A 21,199-nucleotide genomic window follows, 5' to 3' on the forward strand; every position below is an offset into this window, starting at 1 on the left:
TTTTTGCTATTGTGGTGCCGGCGCCTGCTCAGGCTCGGCGCTCTTGTCGATGCTGACGACTACCGACATGCCTGGCGTCAGTTGCTTCGCCAGCTCCTGCCCCGGATCGATGCTGATCCGCACGCCGATGCGCTGCGCGATCTTGACGAAATTGCCCGTGGCGTTGTCGGCCTTGATCACCGCAAACTCCGAGCCCGCGGCGGGCGAAAAGCGTTCGACGCGGCCCGTCAGCTTCTGCCGACCCAGCGCGTCAACGGAGAAGGAGACCGGCTGCCCCGCCTGCATCCCCTCAAGCTGCGTTTCCTTGAAGTTGGCAACGATCCAGACATCCTCCGGCACGACCGCCATCAGCTGCGTTCCCGCCGTCACATATTGTCCAAGGCGAACGCCGACTTCTCCGAGATGGCCATCCCGAGGCGCTATGATGGTGGTGTTCTGAAGGTCGATCTCCGCAAGCTGGACGGCCGCTTCCGCACTCGCGACGTTTGCCTCCAGGAGCGAGCGATTGACGATGATGGTCGCGAGGTTCTGCTTGGACACCTCCAGTGCGGCCTGCGCCTGGTTCAGCGCAGCCTTGGCCTGCTCCAGTGTCGCCTGCGCCTGCTCAGTTTCGCTTGCCGACGCAATGCCGCGGTCGTTGAGGTTGCTTACGCGATCCCAGGCGAGTTGTGCCCTCTTGAGCGCCGCATTCGCGCTGTCGATTTGCGCTTCGCTAGAAGCAATCGTTGCCTTGGCGGACAACTCGGATTGGCGCGAATTGTCGAGCGACGCCTTCTGGCCATCGAGGGCGGCGCGCGCCTGGCTCAGCTTCTGCGCATAGATGCGATCGTCGATCTTTGCGAGCGTATCGCCCTGCTTCACCTGCTGATAGTCCTTCACAGGCACGTTGACGACATAGCCGCTGACCTGCGGGCTCATGATCGTCACGTAGCCGCGCACATAGGCGTTGTCAGTGGTCTCCACCGACGTCGCGAAGGGTGGTAACCGCCAGGCATAGAGCACGAGGAGAACACCGACGATGCCGGCGAGAAGCGCAATGAGCGTGGACGGAGAGCGAAGAAACCTGAACATGAATGAACTCTAAGATTACGATTGAGCAGCGGTGATGCCGACCTGCCGCGTTGTCCCCCACTCGACCACACGCAGCCACAACTGGTGAAGCAGGATGAGCGCGAGCCCGAGTAGCGCGACGTAGCAGATGACGAGGAAGGAATCGTTGTAGGCAAGGACGAAAGCCTCGCGCGTCACCTGCTGACCGAGGAGCGCCAGACCTTCCGCATTAAGCAACGTCTTGTCGGTGATGACCTTGCTATAGGAGGATGCCAGCTGTGACACGCGCTGGGCAACGATCGGATCCTGCAGCAATATCTGTTCGACCAGCACATTCGAATGGAACTTCTCGCGGATGGTGACGAAGGTTCCGAGTACCGCGGACGCAAACAGCGATCCGATACTCTGCGTGAAGGTGAAGATCGCCAGAAAGTTCACAATGAACGGCGTGCCGCGCGCCATCGCCGACTTGAACCCCCTTGCCATGACAGGAGGCAGGAACATGGCCGCTCCGGCTGCGACCATCGCCTGGCTGAGATACATCTGCTCGGGGCGCGTCAGGCTCGTCGACTGGCTATCCATATAGGCGCCGCCCGCTATCAGGGCCAAGGCAAGCACATGCGCGGTTTCCACATAGCGTGTGGTCATCAGCGCCGCGCATAGCAATCCGCCGAGAAGCGACGCGACCAGGATGATCGCGTACAGCGTGACGGTCTGATCGTTGAGGAGCCCGAGTTGTTGGTAAAAGCTGGCTGCGGACGACGATTGCTCCGACGAAACGAAGCGGAAGAGTAGCAGCACACCCGCCATCCGCAGGTTTGGTCCTGACAACACCCAGCGGAAATCGATCAGCGGATTGGCACGCGGCAGTTCGATTGCCAGCATCAGCGCAAGGGACCCGACGCAGATGGCGAGCAGGACACCGAGCCAAGGGGCTTCGAACCACCAGTAGAGACGGCCAAGCGTCAGCACGACGGCGAGACAGCCGAAGCCGATCGCCAGCAGCAGATAGCTCAGGATATCGAGACGCTGGATAACGACAGCCCGCGGCGGCGCTGTGAGTGGTAGCGTGTAGATGATCGCAAACGCGATCAACGCCAGCCCCATCTCGAACATGTAAAGCGCGTTGTAACCACCGAACTGCAGTAGCGACGGTGAAATGATGCGGGCAACCGGTGATGCAAACAGCGTGCAGGTCAGCGCAAAGCTGATCCCGACGGTCAGTTTCCGCTCCGGCGGAAAAGGCTCCAGCATATAAAGGAAGCCAAGGGTCAAAAGCGGCGCTGCGGCCATGCCGCTGATGGCGCGCACGACGATGGCCGAATGCAGATCGGTGACCAGCAGATTGAGCGCAGCGGCAACGACGAAGCAGATGATCCCAAGCTCAGCGAAGCGTCGCAGTCCATATTGGGTGCGGATCTTGAACAGCGCGATCGAAAGGCTGGCATAGGGAGCCATATAGGCGGCGGACAGCCAGGATATCTCGTTGGTGGTGGCGGAGAACGAACCTTGGAGCTGATAGATATTCGCGTTCACAAGGTTCATGCCGAGACCCTGTGTGAGGAACAACAGAGCAGACGCCACGATATAGATGGGTAGTTTTGCGGGAGCTAACGACTGAGGCGCGGGCGATGGCTGAGGCTGAGCCGCCTGTTCAACGGGCTTGGGCGCGACATTGTCGTTGGCGCTCTCGGCAAGGCTCATTCAAAGGCCCTCACGCTTCGCGAATGCCCTGCAGGTTGGCTTGCATGGCCCGTATAACATTCAAGGTAGTTCGCAAGTCGTCTTCGGAAATACCGTCGATCACCTGTGCACGCAGATTTACGGCAATATCGTTGATCTCGCCCGCGACCACCCGTCCGGTCTCGGTCATGTAGATCTCCTTGGCGCGTCGGTCGTTGCCCGCGACACGTCGCTGAACGAAGCCCTGCCCTTCCATGGCATCGAGAATGCGAACCAGTGTCGGCGTCTCGAGCTCGAGCCGGTCGGCGAGTTCGCGCTGGTTGATGCCATCCTTCTTGTTCAGGGTGAAGAACACCCGAGCGCGGGGAAGCGTCATGTTCCGCTCGCGCACAAGGGAATCGAAGGCCGCCCGGAGCTTTCGATTGAAAGCCGCAAGATCCTCAATGATTTCGCGTCCGAGAGTGGCATTCACCATAAAGTTCAGCTCCAATTTAATTAGTGCACTAATTATATCTTTGCTATCTACAATGATTTTGGAGGCTTTTCAAGTCTGAAATTGCAGACTTTCGATGCAAGGTAGCTGTCAAACAGCTAAAATATCACGAACGATGAACCGCAGTGAGTCGTTTTGCCCGCGTGTCCTGACGGTTACACTTTCGGTATTTTCAGCGGCACCGCAAGTGCCGCTGTGGAGAAGTCGAACAACGGGCAAAGCCCCGGCGGATTCGAATCTCGAGCAGACCTGTTGCCGCGCTGCACTTGATTTTCTCGTGCGTGGATTGCACACCCGAAGCTTGAAAACACAGAACGGATCAAGATGAACGACGTTGCTCGAAAGATTGCCGCGGTTACCCCAGCGGAGCAGCACTACCGCGAGGCACCCAACAACATCGAGGCCGAACAGGCGCTGCTCGGCGCCATTCTGATGAACAACGACGCCTATTACCGTGTCTCGGACTTCCTCAAGCCCATCCATCTCTACGAGCCGCTGCATCGCAAGATCTACGAGGTCGCAGGCGATATCATCCGCATGGGCAAGATTGCCAATCCGGTGACAATCAAGACGTTCCTGAAGGCCGACGACAAGGTCGGCGAGATGACGGTCTCCGAATACCTCGCCCGCCTCGCCCGCGAAGCCGTGACCATCATCAACGCCGAAGACTATGGCCGCGCGATCTACGATCTGGCGTTGCGCCGCGCGCTGATCACCATCGGCGAAGACGTCGTCAACATCGCGTATGACGCGCCGCTCGACATGCCGCCGCAGTCGCAGATCGAAGACACCGAACGTCGCCTGTTCGAGCTTGCCGAAAACGGCCGCTACGATGGCGGCTTCCAGGCGTTCAACGATGCGGTCGCGCTGGCGATCGACATGGCGGCGGTCGCCAAGGAACGCGACGGTGGTCTCTCCGGTATCTCGACCGGCATCCACTCGCTGGATTCGAAGATGGGCGGCCTGCAGCGGTCCGACTTGATCGTGCTGGCCGGACGTCCTGGCATGGGCAAGACCTCGCTTGCCACCAACATCGCCTACAACATCGCCGCCGCGTATGAAGGCGAAGTGCAGTCTGATGGCTCCTTCAAGGCCAAGCAGGGCGGCGTCGTCGGCTTCTACTCGCTCGAAATGTCGTCGGAACAGCTCGCCACGCGTATCATCTCCGAGCAGACGGAAGTCTCCTCCTCGAAGATCCGCCGCGGTGACATCAACGACGCCGACTTCGAAAAGCTCGTCGCCTGCTCGATGATGATGCAGAAGGTTCCGCTCTATATCGACCAGACCGGTGGTATCTCCATCGCACAGCTCTCTGCCCGCGCCCGCCGCCTGAAGCGTCAGCGCGGCCTCGATTGCCTCGTGGTGGACTACATCCAGCTGATGACCGGCTCCGGCAAATCGGGCGAGAACCGCGTACAGGAAATCACCCAGATCACCACCGGTCTCAAGGCGCTGGGCAAGGAACTCAACGTTCCGATCATCGCACTTTCGCAGCTGTCGCGTGGCGTGGAAAGCCGCGACGACAAGCGCCCGCAGCTCTCCGACCTTCGTGAATCGGGCTCGATCGAGCAGGACGCGGACGTGGTGCTATTCGTGTTCCGCGAGGAATACTACGTCAAGAACTCCGAACCGCGCGACATCCACGATCCGAAGTATCCGGAATGGGAAGCGCATATGGACAAGGTGAAGGGCACGGCCGACGTGATCATCGCCAAGCAGCGTCACGGACCGACCGGCACGGTGAAGCTCGCCTTCCAGTCGGAATACACGCGCTTCGCCGACCTCGCCGATCCATCGTTCACCCAGTACGAGGAACATTGAGGCGAAGGCTCGCCTCAATGCCTTTCATGATCAGATGCCCGCTGCCCGCAGCGCGGCAACGGTGATGACCCCAACGACGACGCTTGCGAGCATCGGCAGGCGTCGAGCAGCCAGCGCGGTCAGCGCACAGCCGATCGTCTCTGCCCAGCCGGTGGAAAACGCAGTTGGCGCGATGACGGCCATCAGCACCGCGGGCGGGATCGCTTCGATCGCCGTCCGCCATTGCTCATTCATCGTGGCGTGACGAATGAGAACGAGACCGCTGACGCGTGTGAAGATGGTTGCCGCAGCCATTGCGACGATTGCGATGACAGTATGAAGATCGATGGTCACGCTGCGACTTCCCTTGTCCTGCCCGTCCACATAGCCGCACCAAGCCCGGCAAGCGCGCCCGCGGCGATATACCAGACGCCGGGCACGAACTGATGCGTCAACACCGCGGCGAGACCGCTTGCGGCAAGCACCGCGCCGGTGTCACGCCCCTTCCAGAAGCCCATGACGAGCACGACGAAGACCGCGGGAAAGGCGAAGTCCAGTCCGATCACGGTCGGGTCTCCGAGGAATGCCCCCAGCAAGGAGCCGGCAACCGACGAGCCGACCCAGGCCGCATAAAACGGCGCGGCGATACCCGCAAACCACCATGGCGTAAGGCGCGTCTCGGCGGCCCGGAACTCGGCCATCGCCCAGAGTTCATCGGCTAGGAACAACATGGATGCGTATTTCTCGAGGCCGGAGAAAGCCTGCATCTTGGTGCCGATCGAGGCGCTCATCAGCACGTGCCGGATGTTAACGAGGAGTGCAGCAAAGCCAACGCCTGCCCAGCTTGCCGGATGGGTCCAGATATCCATCGCGACGAACTGCGAACCGCCGGCGAAAACCAGCGCGCTCATCAGCGCCGCCTCCAGCGTTGACAGGCCCTTCGTGGCCGATATGGCGCCAAAGACCAGGCCGATCGGAATGACGGCGACAATCAATGGCAGGATGGCGCGCGTTCCGGCGAAGAATTCGCCCGCCGCCTGTTTCCGGTTCAGCATCATGACCTCCTGTAGTCTCAAGGAATGGAGGTGTTATGCGAACGAGAAGCCGCCGTATTGAACGAAAGTGATCAGCCTGCGCGGTATTGTGCCGGCGTCGTGCCGGTGCGCGCCTTGAAATGCCGGGTGAAGTGGGCCTGATCGGCAAAGCCGCAGCGAACTGCCACATCCGCGGGCGTCCATCCGGCGCGCAGCAGCTTTCTGGCCTCGCGCACCCGCTTGTCCGTGAGAAACGCGTGCGGCGTGATGTGATATTCCTTGCGGAACGCGCGGATGAGATGAGCGCGACTGAGGCCCGTGACCTCCGCGAGTTCCTCAAGACCGATGTCGGTGTCGAAATTATCGATCAGGTAGTCGTGGGCGCGGCCAACAGCGGTGCGCTCACGCGTATCGACAGGCACGACGATGGCGCTGCCGTATCGCGAAAACAGCGCGGCCAGAACCCGGAACATGCCCTCCTCGGATTCCAGCGCCCCTGCACCGCTCTCCAGTGCCCGATGCGCGGCGTGAAAATCGCTCGCCATCTGTGGATCGTGAGGAAGCTCCCTCGGAAACGAAGGCGTCGCGTTGAACGCCTTGCCGCTCACATCCTCGAGGATATCGACGAAAAGTTTCGTATCCGGGTAGATCATTCGATAGCGATAGCCCTCGCCACCGGGATGGCCATCGTGAACGACGCCTGGGTCGATGAGGTAGAGATCGCCGGGACCGGTCTCCTCCCGCCTGCCCTTCATCGTTGCGATCTGGCTGCCGCTCTCGATCGCTCCGATACTGAAGGTGTCGTGAGCGTGAGGCGCGTATTCGTGCGTAAGGAAGCTGGCGGTCAGACATTCCATGTCGCGGAAGCTTCGGTCACGCCAAAAGCGTGTTCTCTCGACGTTGGCGAGCGGCATCGCTTCCGCGGCCTGTTTCTGCGAGATGTTCTGCATAGCGCTTATTTAGCGCAAGGCTCGGTTTGCGTCTTGAACAAAAGTGATCAATGAGCGGATATCCTACCCCAGCGCTTTCTCTTTGCCATATTGATCTTTAGACTGGCGTCTCCATTGCAATTCCCCTTTTCAGCGGCGCATCCATGACAGAATTTTCCGATACCTTTGAAGACGAGAACACCTTCGATTCCGCCGGCTTGCGCCTTACCGTCAATCTGACGGCTCTAACCGACAACTGGAAGGACATGGCACGCCGCTCCGGAAAGGCGCGTGCGGCAGCTGTCGTAAAAGCCGACGCTTATGGCACCGGGATCGAGGATGCGGGTGAAGCCCTCTATCTGGCAGGTGCGCGCGATTTCTTCGTCGCGACAGTCGATGAGGGTGTGACGTTGAGGCTCTATGCGCCGGAAGCTCGCATCTTCGTTCTCTCCGGTATCTGGCCCGGCACCGAGCGGCGTTTCTTCGAAAACGATCTCGTTCCGGTGATCTCGTCCGAAGAGCAGCTAGCTTTCTGGATGGCCGTTCTTGCCGACTACGGGGACTATCCCTGCGCACTGCACATCGACACCGGTTTCAACCGGCTGGGCCTTCCCATGGAGGAGGCGATCGCACTTGCCGACGACGTCTCCCGTCCGGCAAGCTTTTCGCCGGTCCTTGTCATGAGCCACCTCACCTGCGGAGACGACCACACCTCCCCGATCAACAGGCAACAGCTTGAATCATTCCGCAGGGTTAGCGCCGCCTATGAAGGTATCGATTCAAGCCTCGCGGCCTCCGGCGGCATTTTCCTCGGCAGCGATTATCATTTCGACGTCACCCGTCCCGGCATCACCATCTACGGAGGCGAAGCTGTCACAGGGATGGCCAACCCGATGCGACCGGTGGTGACGGCGGAGGCCAGGGTGATTCAGGTTCGCACCGTCAAGGCGGGCGAAGCCGTAAGCTATGGACGGGCGATGCAACTGACGCGCGACAGTCGCCTTGCGATCGTTTCGGCGGGCTATGCGGACGGTTATATGCGCAGCCAATCGAGCGGCGGCGTGCCCTTGCGGCAGGTCGTTCCCCAGGGCGGTCAGGGCTTCATCGCCGGGCGCAGGGTGCCCGTCGCCGGACGGATCACCATGGACCTGACGATCTTCGATGTGACTGACCTTCCGGAAAACTCTGTAAGATCAGGTGATTACATCGAACTGTTCGGCAGGAACATGCCGGTCGACGACGTTGCCCGCGCTGCCGGAACGATCGGCTATGAAATCCTCACCAGCATCGGGCTGCGGCATGAGCGCCGTTATGTCGAGGACGAAGGTGCAGCGCTCTAGCGCGCCGTCAACGCCAGCCTGACGCCGAGCGCAACCAGCAAGGCGCCAAGGCCGCGATCGAGCCACAGGCCAATGCTCCTCTTGCGCTTGATAAGGTTGGCGAGACGACCACCGGCGAGAATGAGCGGCGGCTCGATGAACGCGGCGACGACAATGATCAGGACGCCGTGGACCGCGAGCTGCAGCCATGTCGGCCCTGCGCCCTCCACTACGAACTGCGGCAGGAAGGCCAGGAAGAAGATCGCGACCTTCGGGTTCAACAGCGACACGAGAATTCCCTGCCGATAGACACGATGCCACGGCAGGACATCGCGTGCGGCGTTGACCAGCCCGCCATCGCTATTCGAGCGCAAGGCCTGGATACCAAGCCAGACGAGATAGATCGCGCCGATCCACTTTACCGCGGAGAAGGCCAATGCCGACGCGGCGAGGATGGCAGAAAGACCGAAGGCCGCAAGCGCCACATGCAGGCACGCCCCCGTCCAGATCCCGAACAGCGCTGCAAAGCCGGTACGGATGCCGCTCTTGACCGTGTGGCCGAGGATAAACGCCATATCCGGCCCCGGCGAGAGATTGAGCAACACCGCCGCCGTGAGAAACGTGATCCAGTGCGCGAGAGAATAGTCCAGCATCTTCCAACTCCAAGATAGTGGAGAAGAGATGCCACCGCAGCCGCTGATAGGGAAATCATTAGTTTTGATCCGTGGCGCGAATGATTATTTGAGCGACACGACTGATTCGAGCCGGCAAACCGGCGCCTGCGAAGGAAAGCGGCAATAATGGCGAAGGCCAGGACACAATTCATCTGCCAAAGCTGCGGCACCATCCACAGCCGCTGGGCGGGCAAGTGCGAGAACTGCGGCGAGTGGAATACCATCGTCGAGGAAGATCCCATGGGTGGGATCGGCGGCGGCCCGGCAAAGACGCCGAAGAAGGGCCGCGCCGTGGCGCTCACCGCCTTGTCGGGCGAGATCGAGGAAGCACCGCGCATCCACACCGGCATATCGGAGCTTGACCGGGCACTGGGCGGCGGCTTCGTGCGCGGCTCGGCGGTCCTGATCGGCGGCGATCCGGGAATCGGCAAGTCGACGCTGCTGATGCAGGGCGCGGCGGCGCTGTCCCGGCGCGGGCACCGGATCATCTACGTATCAGGCGAAGAGGCTGTGGCGCAGGTGCGGCTTCGTGCACAGCGCCTGCAAGCGGCCGATACCGACGTCCTGCTTGCTGCGGAAACCAACGTCGAGGACATTCTGGCGACATTGGCGGAAGGCAAGCGTCCTGACCTGGTCATCATCGATTCCATCCAGACGTTGTGGAGCGATCTTGCCGAGTCCGCGCCGGGAACGGTGACGCAGGTTCGCACCGGTGTCCAAGCGATGATCCGTTTCGCCAAGCAGACGGGTGCAGCCATGGTGCTCGTCGGCCATGTCACCAAGGACGGGCAGATCGCCGGCCCCCGTGTCGTCGAACACATGGTCGATGCCGTCCTCTATTTCGAAGGCGATCGCGGCCACCACTACCGCATCCTGCGCACGGTCAAGAACCGCTTCGGGCCGACCGACGAGATCGGCGTGTTCGAGATGTCGGACAAGGGATTGCGCGAGGTTGCCAACCCCTCCGAGCTATTCCTCGGCGAGCGCAACGAGAAATCACCGGGCGCGGCAGTCTTTGCCGGAATGGAAGGGACGCGCCCGATCCTGGTGGAAGTGCAGGCGCTCGTCGCCCCGACATCGCTCGGCACGCCACGGCGTGCGATCGTCGGCTGGGACTCGGCGCGGCTGTCGATGATCCTGGCGGTGCTCGAAGCGCATTGCGGCGTCCGCCTCGGCCAGCACGACGTCTATCTCAACATTGCCGGCGGCTATCGCATTTCCGAACCGGCGGCGGACCTTGCGGTCGCTTCGGCCCTCGTTTCATCACTGGCCGGTATTGCCCTTCCCGCCGATTGTGTCTATTTCGGCGAAGTCAGCCTGTCGAGCGCCGTTCGACCGGTTGCGCACACGACCCAGCGCCTCAAAGAAGCCGAGAAGCTGGGTTTTTCTGCAGCGCTGCTTCCGTCGGGTTCCGCCGAACTGCCGAAGGGCACGGGCGGTCGCTGGAGCGAGATCGAAAGCCTGCCGGATCTGGTTGCACGGATCGCGGGATCGAAAGGCGCTCTGCGACGTGTGGAAGATGAGGTTTGATCCTTTCATCGCCGCTATCGGTGATGATATAGGAAGCACGCAATGAGGCGCGACTGAGCCGCGGATAAGCGGCCGTCCTGGAGTAGAATTTATATGCCCATTACGATTTTCGACGGTATTGTTATCGGCGTCGTTCTTTTCTCCGCCGTACTTGCAATGGTGCGCGGCTTCTCCCGCGAAGTTCTTTCAATCGCCAGCTGGGGCGGCTCCGCAGCCGCCGCATACTATTTTTACCCTTACATCCTCCCCTACGCGAAGAAGTACACCGACGACGACCGTATCGCGATTGTCGGCTCGGCTGCCGTGGTGTTCCTGATCGCGCTGATCGTGATCTCCTTCATCACCATGAAGATCGCCGACTTCATCATCGACAGCCGTATCGGCGCGCTCGACCGCACTTTGGGCTTTCTCTTCGGCGCGGCTAGGGGCATACTTCTTCTTGTCGTAGCCGTCGCCTTCTGGAACTGGCTCGTGGACGTGGACCACCGCCCGAACTGGGTGAACAACGCCAAGTCGAAGCCGTTCCTGGACTCGATGGTCGTCAAGTTGCAGTCCGTGCTGCCGGCGGAACTTGCGCAGGTCGTCCGGGCGAGCGTGATGGAGAAAATTCAGCCGCAGGGCGGCAACGCGGAGAACGGCAATGCGCCAGCATCCGACCAGGCACCAGCCGAAGACGCAGCGCCCGCCCCTGCAAATGGTGCACAGCAGCCGTCTAATTGACGCAGTGTTCAACAGCTTGACCCGCCACCTGGCAATTGCCATTTGAGCGGAACGTGAATAAAGGTCCGGCCGGGCATCCGCTCCGCCGGGCCTCAGCCGTTTAAAACGCATGATCACGGCGTCATGCTATGGAAGCCGATCCATTCTTGTGAGAGCAAAGGCCCGCATCGATGAACCAGTCTTATCCCGTGACGCTCAATGACGAACTCGATGGAGACACACTCCACGAAGAATGCGGCGTCTTCGGCATTCTTGGCCATGACGATGCGTCGACCCTGACGGCGCTTGGCCTGCATGCCTTGCAGCATCGCGGGCAGGAAGCGGCCGGCATCGTCTCCTTCGACGGTCTGCGCTTCCACTCCGAGCGGCACATGGGCTTGGTCGGCGATCACTATACGGACCCAACCACCCTCGCCCGCCTGCCCGGCAATATCTCGATCGGCCACAATCGCTATTCCACAACAGGTGAAGTCGCGCTCCGCAACGTGCAGCCGCTCTTCGCCGAGCTTGAAGTCGGCGGCATCGCCATTGCCCACAACGGCAACTTCACCAACGGCCTGACGCTTCGTCGCCAGCTGATCGCCGGCGGCGCCATCTGTCAGTCGACCTCGGACACGGAAGTCGTTCTCCATCTTATCGCCCGCTCGCGCTACACCTCCACGGCCGACCGCTTCATCGACGCGATCCGCCAGATGGAAGGCGGCTATTCGATGCTCGCCATGACGCGCACCAAGCTGATTGCAGCACGCGACCCCACCGGCATCCGTCCGCTGGTCATGGGCGAGCTCGACGGCAAGCCGATCTTCGCTTCGGAAACCTGTGCACTCGACATCATCGGCGCGAAATTCATCCGCGACGTCGAGAATGGCGAAGTCATCATCTGCGAGATCCAGCCTGACGGTTCGATCTCGATCGATGCGCGCAAGGCCGGCAACGGCCAGCCGGAGCGCCTCTGCCTGTTCGAATATGTCTATTTCGCCCGTCCGGATTCGGTCGTCGGCGGTCGTAGCGTCTACGTCGCGCGCAAGAACATGGGCATCAACCTTGCCAAGGAAGCGCCCGTCGACGCCGACGTCGTCGTTCCCGTGCCGGATGGCGGCACGCCGGCAGCCCTCGGCTACGCCCAGGAAAGCGGTATCCCCTTCGAATACGGCATCATCCGCAACCACTATGTCGGCCGCACCTTCATCGAGCCGACGCAGCAGATCCGTGCATTCGGCGTCAAGCTCAAGCACTCCGCCAACCGGGCAATGATCGAAGGCAAGCGCGTCGTGCTCGTCGACGATTCGGTCGTGCGCGGCACAACCTCACTAAAGATCGTGCAGATGATCCGCGATGCCGGCGCCAAAGAAGTGCACCTGCGCGTCGCAAGCCCGATGATCTACTATCCTGATTTCTACGGCATCGACACGCCGGATCGCGAGAAGCTGCTGGCCAACCAGTACGACAGCCTCGAGGCCATGTGCAAATATATCGGCGCGGACTCGCTCGAATTCCTGTCGATCAACGGCCTTTATCGCGCTGTCGGCGGCGAGGATCGCAACGATGCCCGCCCGCAGTTCACCGATCACTACTTCACCGGTGACTACCCGACCCGCCTCCTCGACAAGGAAGGCGAGACGATGGGCCGCAAGGTTTCGCTGCTGGCGACCAACGGCTGATTGCCATTGGCTTTGACATTTGAGCAAGGGGCGCTTATTGCGCCCCTTGCTTTTTCAGCTACGGGGGAACCGGGGGACCATGACTGTAAACCTTGAAGGCAAGATCGCGCTCGTCACCGGCGCCTCCCGTGGCATCGGCTATTTTACGGCGCTGGAACTGGCAAAGGCCGGGGCGCACGTGATTGCCTGCGCCCGCACCGTGGGCGGCCTCGAGGACCTCGACGACGCCATCAAGGCCATCGGTGGTTCCGCGACGCTCGTCCCCTTCGACCTTGCCGACATGAACGCCATCGACGCGCTGGGCGCCTCCATCTTCGAACGTTGGGGCAAGCTCGATATCCTGGTTGCCAATGCCGGCGTGCTCGGCGTGATCTCGCCGATCGGCCACGTCGAAGCGAAGACCTTCGAAAAGGTGATGAACATCAACGTCACCGCGACGTGGCGCCTGATACGCTCTGTCGATCCGCTACTGACGCGCTCGGACGCCGGACGCGCCGTAATCCTTTCCTCGGGCGCGGCTCACAAGTGTCGCCCGTTCTGGGGCCCCTACTCCGCGTCCAAGGCCGCCGTCGAGGCTCTGGCCCGCACCTGGGCCGGAGAAAGCCAGAGCACCCCGCTGCGCATCACCAGCGTCGATCCGGGCGCGACGCGCACCGCAATGCGTGCGCAGGCGGTACCGGGTGAGAACCCCGAAACCCTGCCTCACCCATCAGAAATCGCCAAGGCGATCCTGCCCCTGGTCGGCCCTGACGTGACGGAAACGGGCAAGCTGTTCGTCGTGCGCGAGAACAAGCTGGTCGACTATCGACTGCCGGAATAAGCACGCGTCAGTCTACCGCCACTACGGGAACAGGTGCGCGAAACCTGTTTCCGAGGGACATAGCGCGTTCAGATCGACCGGGCCTTGAATACCGTCCAGACTGCCATTGTCGGCGAACTGCCAGATTGACCAATCCCTGCAATCCCTTTGACCTGGCTCCTGCGCGATACTGCGCAGCCAGAGGTAGTGATCCGGGAAACGCGCTTCGTTTCCCTTGAAATACTGGCCGAAGAACTGCTGGTTCAGATAGAAGATCGGCTTGCCGGGATAGGCGCCGTTCAGTTCCGCAAAGAAAGCGCCGATCTCGGCACTCAGCTCATCGACAGTCGGCACCTTGCCGCAGTTGCCGGTAAATTCGAGATCGATGGCAATCGGCAGCGCGTCGGTTTCAACCGGCACCGTTTCGATCAGATTGCGTGCCTGCTCACGACCTGGGCGACAGAAGGTGAAGAAGTGGTAGGCGCCGCGCACAAGGCCCCCGTCCTTTGAGGCCTTCCAGTTCTCGGCAAACCGCTTGTCGCGGTGGTCACCGCCCTCCGTCGCCTTCATGATTACGAAGCGGACGTTCCCTTGGCGCGCCAGCGCTTGCCAATCGATGACGCCCTGATGATGGCTGATGTCGATGCCCTGGATGGGATAGTCCGCAAGCGTCGGAGAGGTGAATGGTGCCATGGCGTGATCGTATGCCAGATACGATGCAATCGCGACAGCGAGAATCACCGTTGCGAGGACCATTCGATCAAGGGTTTTCACGTCAGGGTCTTTCCTACTTTCCAGCGCTTTGTAGCAGAATTTTGTGGGGGCTGTGCGATTGGCATGGCCCGGTGGTGCGCTTGCGCTTCGGGCGTTCGGCGATCCAATCGATTCACCGGATCGATCGCTCCAGCTGGCGCCGGACCGCTTCTCACCCTCTTGACCAAACCCTATTCCCGCGCCATAAAACCCGCCATGAAAACGGTTATCTGCATTATCTGCCGGAAGATTATTCGCTAGCGCGCTCGCTGGCCTGGCCGTTTTCGTCTCCCAAATACCCAAGATGAGAAACGCCCCGGCCCGCCGGTGGAAGTATTTTTCGGATCATTGCATTTTGGGAGAGTAGACATGGACGGCCAGCCGGGATCGCCAACGCCGGAACTCAAGCTGTACAATACGCTGACACGCGAAAAGACGGTCTTTGCGCCGATCGATCCGCAGAATGTCCGCATGTATGTCTGCGGTCCGACGGTCTACGACTTCGCCCATATCGGCAATGCCCGCCCGGTCATCGTCTTCGACGTTCTCTTCCGGTTGCTGAACCATGTCTATGGCGGCGATCACGTCATCTATGCGCGCAACATCACCGACGTCGATGACAAGATCAACGCTCGGGCGCTGCGGGACTATCCGGGCCTGTCGCTCAACGCAGCGATCCGGGCGGTGACAGAGAAGACCGAGAAGCAGTTTCTCGACGACGCCAAGTCGCTCGGCTGCCTCGAACCGACAGTGCAGCCCCGCGCCACTGACAACATCGCCCAGATGATCGAGATCATCGAAAAGCTGATTGCCAACGGCCATGCCTACACGGCTGCGGGCGAAGTGCTGTTCGACACCAAGTCCATGGCCGATTACGGCCAGCTGTCGAAGCGCAATCTGGACGAACAGCAGGCGGGCGCCCGCATTGCCGTCGACGCCCACAAGAAGAGCCCTGGCGATTTCGTACTCTGGAAGCTGTCGAGCGAGAGTGAGCCCGGCTGGGAGAGCCCCTGGGGTCGCGGTCGTCCCGGCTGGCATATCGAGTGCTCGGCCATGAGTGGACGCTATCTCGGCGACGTGTTCGACATCCATGGCGGCGGGTTGGACCTGATCTTCCCTCACCATGAAAACGAGATCGCGCAGTCGCGTTGCGCCCACGGCACCAAGGTCATGGCGAATGTCTGGATGCACAACGGCTTCCTGCAGGTTGAAGGCCGCAAGATGTCGAAGTCAGAAGGCAACTTCGTCACCATCTACGAATTGCTGCACACCGAGAAGTTCGGCGGCCGCCAATGGCCGGGCGATGTGCTGCGCGTTGCGATGCTGATGACGCATTATCGCGAGCCGATCGATTTCTCGATCAAGCGACTGGAAGAGGCCGAGCGGCTGCTTTCTAAATGGCCGGCGGCGGAACCGGGCAATGCAAAGCCCGATGCGTCGGTCGTCAACGCGCTGGCCGACGATCTCAACACCGTCGCCGCTATCCAGGCGCTGCACGCTCTTGCCCAATCCGGAGACCGTGCGACGTTCGCCGCAAGTGCGCAGTTGCTTGGTGTCCTGCCGAAAGCGGCCGAGATCGACGAAGCTGTCGCCATCGAGATCGACAGGCGCGTCAAGACGCGGCTGGAGCTGTTGAAGGCGAAGAACTTCGCCGAGGCGGACAGCATTCGCGACACATTGCTCGCGGAAGGCATCCAGCTGAAGGACGGCAAGGACGCGGCGACCGGCGAACGCATCACGACATGGGAGGTGAAGCGGTGACCACCTATAGCGGCGGATGCCAATGCGGAGCGGTCCGCTTTCGCGTTCGCGGGACGCTGAAAGATTCGTCGATCTGCCATTGTCGCATGTGCCAGAAGGCATTCGGCGCCTACTACGCACCGCTCGTCTCGGTGCGCGGCGCCGAGCTTGAATGGACGCGCGGCGAACACAAGAAGTTCCGCTCGTCAAACTATGTCGAACGCGGCTTCTGCGGCGACTGCGGCACGCCTTTGACCTATGAGGCGCCCGACGGCATAGCAATTGCCGCCGGCGCGTTTGACGATCCCTCGGAGCTCCCGCCGGTTATCCAGTTCGGGACGGAGGGCAGGATCGCGTTCGTCGATCATCTTCACGAACTTCCCGCGCGGCAGACCGAAGAGGATGCGGAAGCAGCTCCCTTCGTGCTTGAGATCGTATCCTATCAGCATCCCGACCATGACACGGCGACGTGGCCTGAAGGGGAACGTCCGTGACGACACTAGCGGCACACAGCGGCGGATGCCAATGCGGCGCGGTTCGCTACCGTGCCGCGGGCCCGCTCGCCTACCCGCATCTTTGCCACTGCCGCATGTGCCAGAAGGCCGCCGGAAACTATTTCATGCCGCTGGCTGCCGCACAGCGATCCGAGTTCATGCTGACGCGAGGGGAGCCGACCTGGTTTCACTCCTCCGATCTCGTGCGCCGCGGCTTCTGCGGAACGTGCGGAACACCTCTCTTCTATGACAGCGCCGAATCCGATTCCTTGAACATCGTGCTTGGATCCCTCGACGAGCCGAACAGCGTCAAGCCGGTGATGCAATCCAACACCGGACGCAAGATGATCTGGTTCCATGAACTGGACGGCCTGCCGATCGAGCCCGAGGCCGAAACGCCCGATCGCGAAAACGCGATCGCAGCCAGCAACCAACAGCATCCCGATCACGACACGGCCAATTGGCCCAGCGGAGCATCCCATGAGTGAACCTATCCGAACCGGCGGATGCCAGTGCGGCGCAGTGCGCTTTCGCATCAACGGCAAGCTTGGACGCCCCTCGATCTGCCATTGCCGCATGTGCCAGAAACAGTTCGGTGGCTTCTTCTCGGCTCTGGTGACGGCACCTGAAGAAGGCATGGAATGGACGCGCGGCGAGCCCACCTATTTCCAATCGTCGGTGAATATCGAGCGCGGCTTCTGCAAGAACTGCGGCACGCCGATGACCTACCGGCACCCGGGCGGACTGGAGCTTGCAATCGGAACCTTCGACGATCGCAGCGATCTCGCACCGCAGATACAGGTGAACTACGAGGCGCGTCTTCCGTGGGTCGAGACGATCTTCGACCAACCGGTCCACACCGACCCCGATTTCTATTCGCGGCAGGAGGCGATCATCTCCTTCCAGCACCCGGACCACGACACCACTTTTTGGCCAGCCGAAGGCGTGAAGATATGACTGAAGTCCTGCGTACGCTCTATCCCGCAATCGAACCCTATGCGTCCGGTCACCTCGACGTCGGCGACGGCCATGTGATCTATTGGGAACGCTCCGGCACGCCTGGGGCCAAGCCTGCTGTCTTCCTGCATGGCGGACCTGGTGGCGGCTTCTCTCCGACGCACCGGCAGTTGTTCGATCCCGCTCTCTACGACGTCACCTTGTTCGACCAGCGTGGTTGCGGGCGATCCACGCCTCATGCCGACCTCAACGCCAATACGACCTGGGATCTCGTTGCCGACATCGAGCGGCTTCGCGAAATGGCCGGCGTTGAGAAGTGGCAGGTGTTCGGCGGCTCGTGGGGCTCGACGCTTGCGCTCGCCTATGCGGAGAAATACCCCGAGCGGGTTTCCGAATTGATCGTCCGCGGCATCTATACGCTGACAAAGGCCGAGCTCGACTGGTACTATCAGTTCGGTGTCTCCGAGATGTTTCCTGACAAGTGGGAGCGTTTCATCGCGCCGATCCCGCCGGAGGAGCGCCACGAGATGATGCACGCCTATCACAGGCGGCTGACACATGCAGACAAGGCCGTACGGCTCGAAGCCGCCAAGGCCTGGAGCATCTGGGAAGGCGAAACCATCACGCTGCTGCCGGAGAAATCGACCAGCGGCAAGTTCGAAGACGCCGACTTCGCCTATGCCTTTGCGCGGATCGAGAACCACTTCTTCGTCAACGCCGGCTGGATGGACGAAGGGCAGTTGTTGCGCGACGCCTACAGGCTGAATGACATTCCCGGGGTGATCGTGCATGGCCGTTACGACATGCCCTGCCCGGCGCGTTATGCCTGGGCACTGCACAAGGCCTGGCCGAAGGCAGACTTTCACCTGATCGAGGGAGCGGGCCACGCCTATTCAGAGCCCGGCATCCTCGACAAGCTGATCCGCGCAACCGACCAGTTTGCCGGAAAACAATAACGAGCCGCAGGGCCGCGACGGGACGAACACCATGACACGCGAAAAGATCTACCTCTTCGACACGACACTCCGCGACGGGCAGCAGACGCCCGGCATCGATTTTTCGGTCGAGGACAAGATCGCGATCGCCACCATGCTTGATGACTTCGGCCTTGATTACGTCGAGGGCGGTTATCCGGGTGCGAACCCGACCGATACCGCCTTCTTCAGCCAGAAGCGTACGGCCCAAGCCTCTTTCGTTGCCTTCGGCATGACGAAACGTGCCGGCATCTCCGCCTCTAACGATCCGGGGCTGGCGAGCCTGTTGCAGGCCAAGAGCGACGCGATCTGTTTCGTCGCCAAGAGCTGGGACTACCATGTGAAGGTCGCGCTCGGCTGCACTAACGAGGAGAACCTCGAAAGCATCGCCGAAAGCGTCAAGGCGACCGTCGAAGCCGGCAAGGAAGCAATGGTCGACTGCGAGCATTTCTTCGATGGCTACAAGGCGAACCCGGCCTATGCACTGGCCTGCGCGAAGACCGCCTACGATTCCGGCGCCCGTTGGGTTGTCCTTTGCGACACGAACGGCGGAACCCAGCCGCCGGAAATCCGCTCCATCGTCGAGGCCGTGATCGCGGCCGGCGTTCCCGGCCACTGTCTTGGCATCCACGCCCATAATGACACCGGCCAGGCCGTCGCCAATTCGCTGGCGGCCGTGGAAGCAGGCGTTCGCCAGATCCAGGGCACGCTCAATGGCATCGGCGAGCGCTGCGGCAACGCCAATCTCGTGACCTTGATCCCGACGCTCGCGCTGAAGGAAACCTATTCGTCGCGGTTCGAGACCACGATCGACGCCGACAGGCTGGTGAACCTGACGCGGCTTTCTCACGCCTTCGACGAATTGTTGAACCGCTCGCCGGACCACCAGATGCCTTATGTCGGCGCATCCGCCTTTGCGACAAAGGCCGGCATCCATGCCTCGGCGCTGCTGAAGGATCCGCGTACCTACGAACACGTCACGCCGGAGAGCGTCGGCAATTTCCGCAAGGTCATGGTCTCCGACCAAGGGGGCAAGGCGAACTTCATCAACGCACTGAAGCGGCGCGGCATCGAAGTCGGCAAGGACGATCCGAAGCTCGACAGGCTGATTGCGCTTGTGAAGGAACGCGAGGCGTCCGGCTACGCCTATGAGGGTGCCGATGCGAGTTTCGAGCTGCTTGCACGCCGCACGCTTGGCACTATCCCGGAATTCTTCTCTGTCGAGGGCTTCCGCGTGATGGTCGAACGCCGCTTCGATTCCCACGGCCGGGTGAAGATCGTCTCGGAGGCGGTGGTCAAGCTGGTCATCGATGGCAGCACGGTCATGTCTGTGGCCGAGGGCGACGGTCCGGTCAACGCGCTCGACCTCGCGCTGCGCAAGGACTTCGGCAAGTATCAGCATGAGATCGACGATCTCGTGCTTGCCGACTTCAAGGTGCGTATCCTCAACGGCGGCACGGAAGCGATCACGCGCGTCCTGATCGAATCCACCGATAGCGACGGAGTTCGCTGGTGGACGGTCGGCGTGTCCGAGAACATCATCGACGCGTCGTTCCAGGCACTGATGGACTCGGTCATCTACAAGCTGATGAAGAACCGCCAACTCGCCGGCAAGATCGCCGCCGAGTGATGGCGGCCGGGTCTGGGGTCATTCGAGGCCCCAGTCCTCTTGCGTGTACCACTCGCCCTCTCTCGGCCTTGTCTTCCAACGCAACGCGTGGATCCCGCGCATGCCGCCGTTGCGGAAGGCGGTTTCCAGCGACCGATAGCTGTCGAGCGTCCCGACGACAGCCTCGCCCCACACGAAGACGACGGGGCCCAAAAACGTGGCGTCGTAGCCGGGGTCTTTTCGCACGATCAGGAAGAACCCGGCGTAGGAGCTGAGACCGGTCGGTTGCCCGGTACCATCGACATCCGGCACGCCCAGCGGAAAGATCAGTCGCCCGCCGAGCGTCAGCCGCTCGATCCATGGGGCTGCCGGACGATGAACTGCAAAGCTGACATAGACAGCGTCGATCGGCTCTTGCGGCCATTCGAGACCATTCGCATTGACGACCTCTACGTTGCCGTAGTCTTTGAGATTATCGGCCGCACGCGCAGCCAAGGCTTCGTCGAACTCGACCGCGATCACCCGGCCGGCTGGACCGACGAGCAGCGCCATCATGGCCGTATAGTATCCGCTGCCGGCGCCGATATGGCACACCGTCTCCCCGGTGCGAAGTTGGAGGCGGTGCAGCCCGCGCGCGTGCAGGCTGGGGCTGCCGTTGTTCACCTGGCGCTCGTGCTGAAGGGCAAAGAGTGCATCCTGGTAAAGGACGGACGGATCGTCCGCCGAGATGTCGAGATAGCCGTCCCATCGCGCCATCTTCCAGGGCGGCGCTCCAAGGAAGCGTTCGCGAGGCACAGTGGCAAACGCATTCCACAGCGGAGGATCGTTGGTGATTCCCTCCTTTTCGAGCATCTGGGTCGCAAATGCCCGGCGGCAGATCGCAAGGGCCTTCTCATCCATTGCCGTACCCCACCTCGGAAAGGCGGCCGCGTCCATTCACCGAAATGAATTGGCCTATTCACGGCCGTTGCGCTAATCGG

General features: G+C 61.3%; 21 protein-coding genes. 12 read left to right on the top strand and 9 right to left on the bottom strand.

Going from position 1 to position 21,199, the window contains the following annotated elements:
* Positions 1 to 6: 6 nt before the first annotated feature.
* The 3 genes from QTL94_RS06120 to QTL94_RS06130 are packed head-to-tail and all read right to left on the bottom strand — an operon-like array spanning position 7 to position 3,208.
* Positions 7 to 1,071: an HlyD family secretion protein gene (locus tag QTL94_RS06120; RefSeq protein WP_289800912.1), complete on the bottom strand. Its 1,065-nt coding sequence runs from the start codon at positions 1,069 to 1,071 to the stop codon at positions 7 to 9.
* A 15-nt stretch (positions 1,072 to 1,086) separates the two neighbouring features.
* Positions 1,087 to 2,754, bottom strand: coding sequence for an MFS transporter (locus tag QTL94_RS06125; RefSeq protein WP_289800913.1), 1,668 nt, complete (start codon positions 2,752 to 2,754; stop codon positions 1,087 to 1,089).
* 10 nt (positions 2,755 to 2,764) lie between these two features.
* Positions 2,765 to 3,208, bottom strand: coding sequence for a MarR family winged helix-turn-helix transcriptional regulator (locus tag QTL94_RS06130; RefSeq protein ID WP_113521667.1), 444 nt, complete (start codon positions 3,206 to 3,208; stop codon positions 2,765 to 2,767).
* A gap of 342 nt (positions 3,209 to 3,550) precedes the next feature.
* Here QTL94_RS06130 and QTL94_RS06135 point away from each other — a divergent pair, with 342 nt between their 5' ends.
* The gene (locus QTL94_RS06135) at positions 3,551 to 5,047 is read left to right on the top strand and encodes a replicative DNA helicase (RefSeq protein WP_065690023.1); all 1,497 of its coding nucleotides are present in this window, start codon (positions 3,551 to 3,553) and stop codon (positions 5,045 to 5,047) included.
* A 30-nt stretch (positions 5,048 to 5,077) separates the two neighbouring features.
* Here QTL94_RS06135 and QTL94_RS06140 read toward each other — a convergent pair whose 3' ends face one another.
* The 3 genes from QTL94_RS06140 to QTL94_RS06150 all read right to left on the bottom strand — a co-directional run bounded on the left by QTL94_RS06140 (position 5,078) and on the right by QTL94_RS06150 (position 6,974).
* On the bottom strand, positions 5,078 to 5,380 hold the full coding sequence (locus tag QTL94_RS06140) for an AzlD family protein (protein ID WP_289800914.1): 303 nt from the start codon (positions 5,378 to 5,380) through the stop codon (positions 5,078 to 5,080).
* The gene (locus QTL94_RS06145; RefSeq protein WP_289800915.1) at positions 5,377 to 6,081 is read right to left on the bottom strand and encodes an AzlC family ABC transporter permease; all 705 of its coding nucleotides are present in this window, start codon (positions 6,079 to 6,081) and stop codon (positions 5,377 to 5,379) included. Before QTL94_RS06145 ends, QTL94_RS06140 begins: the two co-directional genes overlap by 4 nt.
* Positions 6,082 to 6,152: 71 nt before the next feature.
* Entirely contained in the window at positions 6,153 to 6,974 is an 822-nt protein-coding gene (locus tag QTL94_RS06150) for an AraC family transcriptional regulator (protein WP_289801060.1), read from the bottom strand.
* A 179-nt stretch (positions 6,975 to 7,153) separates the two neighbouring features.
* Between QTL94_RS06150 and alr the strand changes: the two genes are divergently transcribed.
* Positions 7,154 to 8,329: an alanine racemase gene (alr, locus tag QTL94_RS06155; protein WP_289800916.1), complete on the top strand. Its 1,176-nt coding sequence runs from the start codon at positions 7,154 to 7,156 to the stop codon at positions 8,327 to 8,329.
* Here alr and QTL94_RS06160 read toward each other — a convergent pair.
* Complete coding sequence (locus QTL94_RS06160; RefSeq protein WP_289800917.1) at positions 8,326 to 8,961, bottom strand: LysE family translocator; 636 nt, start codon at positions 8,959 to 8,961, stop codon at positions 8,326 to 8,328. The two genes, alr and QTL94_RS06160, sit on opposite strands and share 4 nt — an antisense overlap.
* Before the next feature lie 147 nt (positions 8,962 to 9,108).
* Between QTL94_RS06160 and radA the strand changes: the two genes are divergently transcribed.
* From radA to QTL94_RS06180, 4 genes are all read left to right on the top strand, one after another.
* Positions 9,109 to 10,512: a DNA repair protein RadA gene (radA, locus tag QTL94_RS06165; RefSeq protein WP_289800918.1), complete on the top strand. Its 1,404-nt coding sequence runs from the start codon at positions 9,109 to 9,111 to the stop codon at positions 10,510 to 10,512.
* 93 nt (positions 10,513 to 10,605) lie between these two features.
* Positions 10,606 to 11,232, top strand: coding sequence for a CvpA family protein (locus QTL94_RS06170; RefSeq protein ID WP_113521662.1), 627 nt, complete (start codon positions 10,606 to 10,608; stop codon positions 11,230 to 11,232).
* A gap of 170 nt (positions 11,233 to 11,402) precedes the next feature.
* Positions 11,403 to 12,893, top strand: coding sequence for an amidophosphoribosyltransferase (purF, locus tag QTL94_RS06175; RefSeq protein ID WP_289800919.1), 1,491 nt, complete (start codon positions 11,403 to 11,405; stop codon positions 12,891 to 12,893).
* A 79-nt stretch (positions 12,894 to 12,972) separates the two neighbouring features.
* Positions 12,973 to 13,713: an SDR family NAD(P)-dependent oxidoreductase gene (locus QTL94_RS06180; protein WP_289800920.1), complete on the top strand. Its 741-nt coding sequence runs from the start codon at positions 12,973 to 12,975 to the stop codon at positions 13,711 to 13,713.
* Positions 13,714 to 13,734: 21 nt separating this feature from the next.
* Here QTL94_RS06180 and QTL94_RS06185 read toward each other — a convergent pair whose 3' ends face one another.
* Positions 13,735 to 14,466 (bottom strand): glycoside hydrolase family 25 protein, encoded by a 732-nt coding sequence (locus QTL94_RS06185; RefSeq protein WP_289800921.1) that lies wholly within the window; start codon positions 14,464 to 14,466, stop codon positions 13,735 to 13,737.
* A gap of 348 nt (positions 14,467 to 14,814) precedes the next feature.
* Between QTL94_RS06185 and cysS the strand changes: the two genes are divergently transcribed.
* The 6 genes from cysS to cimA are packed head-to-tail and all read left to right on the top strand — an operon-like array spanning position 14,815 to position 20,240.
* Positions 14,815 to 16,206, top strand: a complete 1,392-nt coding sequence (cysS, locus tag QTL94_RS06190; protein ID WP_289800922.1) for a cysteine--tRNA ligase — start codon at positions 14,815 to 14,817, stop codon at positions 16,204 to 16,206.
* Positions 16,203 to 16,679: a GFA family protein gene (locus QTL94_RS06195; RefSeq protein ID WP_289800923.1), complete on the top strand. Its 477-nt coding sequence runs from the start codon at positions 16,203 to 16,205 to the stop codon at positions 16,677 to 16,679. Before cysS ends, QTL94_RS06195 begins: the two co-directional genes overlap by 4 nt.
* Entirely contained in the window at positions 16,676 to 17,167 is a 492-nt protein-coding gene (locus tag QTL94_RS06200) for a GFA family protein (protein ID WP_289800924.1), read from the top strand. Before QTL94_RS06195 ends, QTL94_RS06200 begins: the two co-directional genes overlap by 4 nt.
* Complete coding sequence (locus QTL94_RS06205; RefSeq protein WP_065690011.1) at positions 17,160 to 17,636, top strand: GFA family protein; 477 nt, start codon at positions 17,160 to 17,162, stop codon at positions 17,634 to 17,636. The genes QTL94_RS06200 and QTL94_RS06205 overlap by 8 nt, the downstream gene beginning before the upstream one ends.
* Positions 17,633 to 18,592, top strand: coding sequence for a prolyl aminopeptidase (gene pip, locus QTL94_RS06210; RefSeq protein ID WP_289800925.1), 960 nt, complete (start codon positions 17,633 to 17,635; stop codon positions 18,590 to 18,592). Before QTL94_RS06205 ends, pip begins: the two co-directional genes overlap by 4 nt.
* 31 nt (positions 18,593 to 18,623) lie before the next feature.
* Positions 18,624 to 20,240 carry a citramalate synthase gene (gene cimA, locus QTL94_RS06215; protein WP_065690279.1) on the top strand — a complete coding sequence of 539 codons (1,617 nt, stop codon included), beginning with the start codon at positions 18,624 to 18,626 and terminating at the stop codon, positions 20,238 to 20,240.
* 18 nt (positions 20,241 to 20,258) lie between these two features.
* Here cimA and QTL94_RS06220 read toward each other — a convergent pair whose 3' ends face one another.
* Positions 20,259 to 21,119, bottom strand: coding sequence for a protein-L-isoaspartate O-methyltransferase family protein (locus QTL94_RS06220; protein WP_289800926.1), 861 nt, complete (start codon positions 21,117 to 21,119; stop codon positions 20,259 to 20,261).
* Positions 21,120 to 21,199 lie beyond the last annotated feature (80 nt).

It is taken from the genome of Rhizobium sp. S96, assembly GCF_030382195.1.
Classification (GTDB): domain Bacteria; phylum Pseudomonadota; class Alphaproteobacteria; order Rhizobiales; family Rhizobiaceae; genus Rhizobium.

What these genes read in the sequence shown, in the direction of transcription:
- QTL94_RS06180 (WP_289800920.1), top strand. Translation starts at nt 12,973, where the DNA reads ATGACTGTAAACCTTGAAGGCAAGATCGCGCTCGTCACCGGCGCCTCC.
- QTL94_RS06130 (WP_113521667.1), bottom strand. Translation starts at nt 3,208, where the DNA reads ATGGTGAATGCCACTCTCGGACGCGAAATCATTGAGGATCTTGCGGCT.
- QTL94_RS06160 (WP_289800917.1), bottom strand. Translation starts at nt 8,961, where the DNA reads ATGCTGGACTATTCTCTCGCGCACTGGATCACGTTTCTCACGGCGGCG.
- QTL94_RS06145 (WP_289800915.1), bottom strand. Translation starts at nt 6,081, where the DNA reads ATGCTGAACCGGAAACAGGCGGCGGGCGAATTCTTCGCCGGAACGCGC.
- cimA (WP_065690279.1), top strand. Translation starts at nt 18,624, where the DNA reads ATGACACGCGAAAAGATCTACCTCTTCGACACGACACTCCGCGACGGG.
- QTL94_RS06135 (WP_065690023.1), top strand. Translation starts at nt 3,551, where the DNA reads ATGAACGACGTTGCTCGAAAGATTGCCGCGGTTACCCCAGCGGAGCAG.
- radA (WP_289800918.1), top strand. Translation starts at nt 9,109, where the DNA reads ATGGCGAAGGCCAGGACACAATTCATCTGCCAAAGCTGCGGCACCATC.
- QTL94_RS06205 (WP_065690011.1), top strand. Translation starts at nt 17,160, where the DNA reads ATGAGTGAACCTATCCGAACCGGCGGATGCCAGTGCGGCGCAGTGCGC.
- cysS (WP_289800922.1), top strand. Translation starts at nt 14,815, where the DNA reads ATGGACGGCCAGCCGGGATCGCCAACGCCGGAACTCAAGCTGTACAAT.
- alr (WP_289800916.1), top strand. Translation starts at nt 7,154, where the DNA reads ATGACAGAATTTTCCGATACCTTTGAAGACGAGAACACCTTCGATTCC.
- QTL94_RS06120 (WP_289800912.1), bottom strand. Translation starts at nt 1,071, where the DNA reads ATGTTCAGGTTTCTTCGCTCTCCGTCCACGCTCATTGCGCTTCTCGCC.
- QTL94_RS06170 (WP_113521662.1), top strand. Translation starts at nt 10,606, where the DNA reads ATGCCCATTACGATTTTCGACGGTATTGTTATCGGCGTCGTTCTTTTC.
- purF (WP_289800919.1), top strand. Translation starts at nt 11,403, where the DNA reads ATGAACCAGTCTTATCCCGTGACGCTCAATGACGAACTCGATGGAGAC.
- QTL94_RS06150 (WP_289801060.1), bottom strand. Translation starts at nt 6,974, where the DNA reads ATGCCGCTCGCCAACGTCGAGAGAACACGCTTTTGGCGTGACCGAAGC.
- QTL94_RS06125 (WP_289800913.1), bottom strand. Translation starts at nt 2,754, where the DNA reads ATGAGCCTTGCCGAGAGCGCCAACGACAATGTCGCGCCCAAGCCCGTT.
- QTL94_RS06220 (WP_289800926.1), bottom strand. Translation starts at nt 21,119, where the DNA reads ATGGATGAGAAGGCCCTTGCGATCTGCCGCCGGGCATTTGCGACCCAG.
- pip (WP_289800925.1), top strand. Translation starts at nt 17,633, where the DNA reads ATGACTGAAGTCCTGCGTACGCTCTATCCCGCAATCGAACCCTATGCG.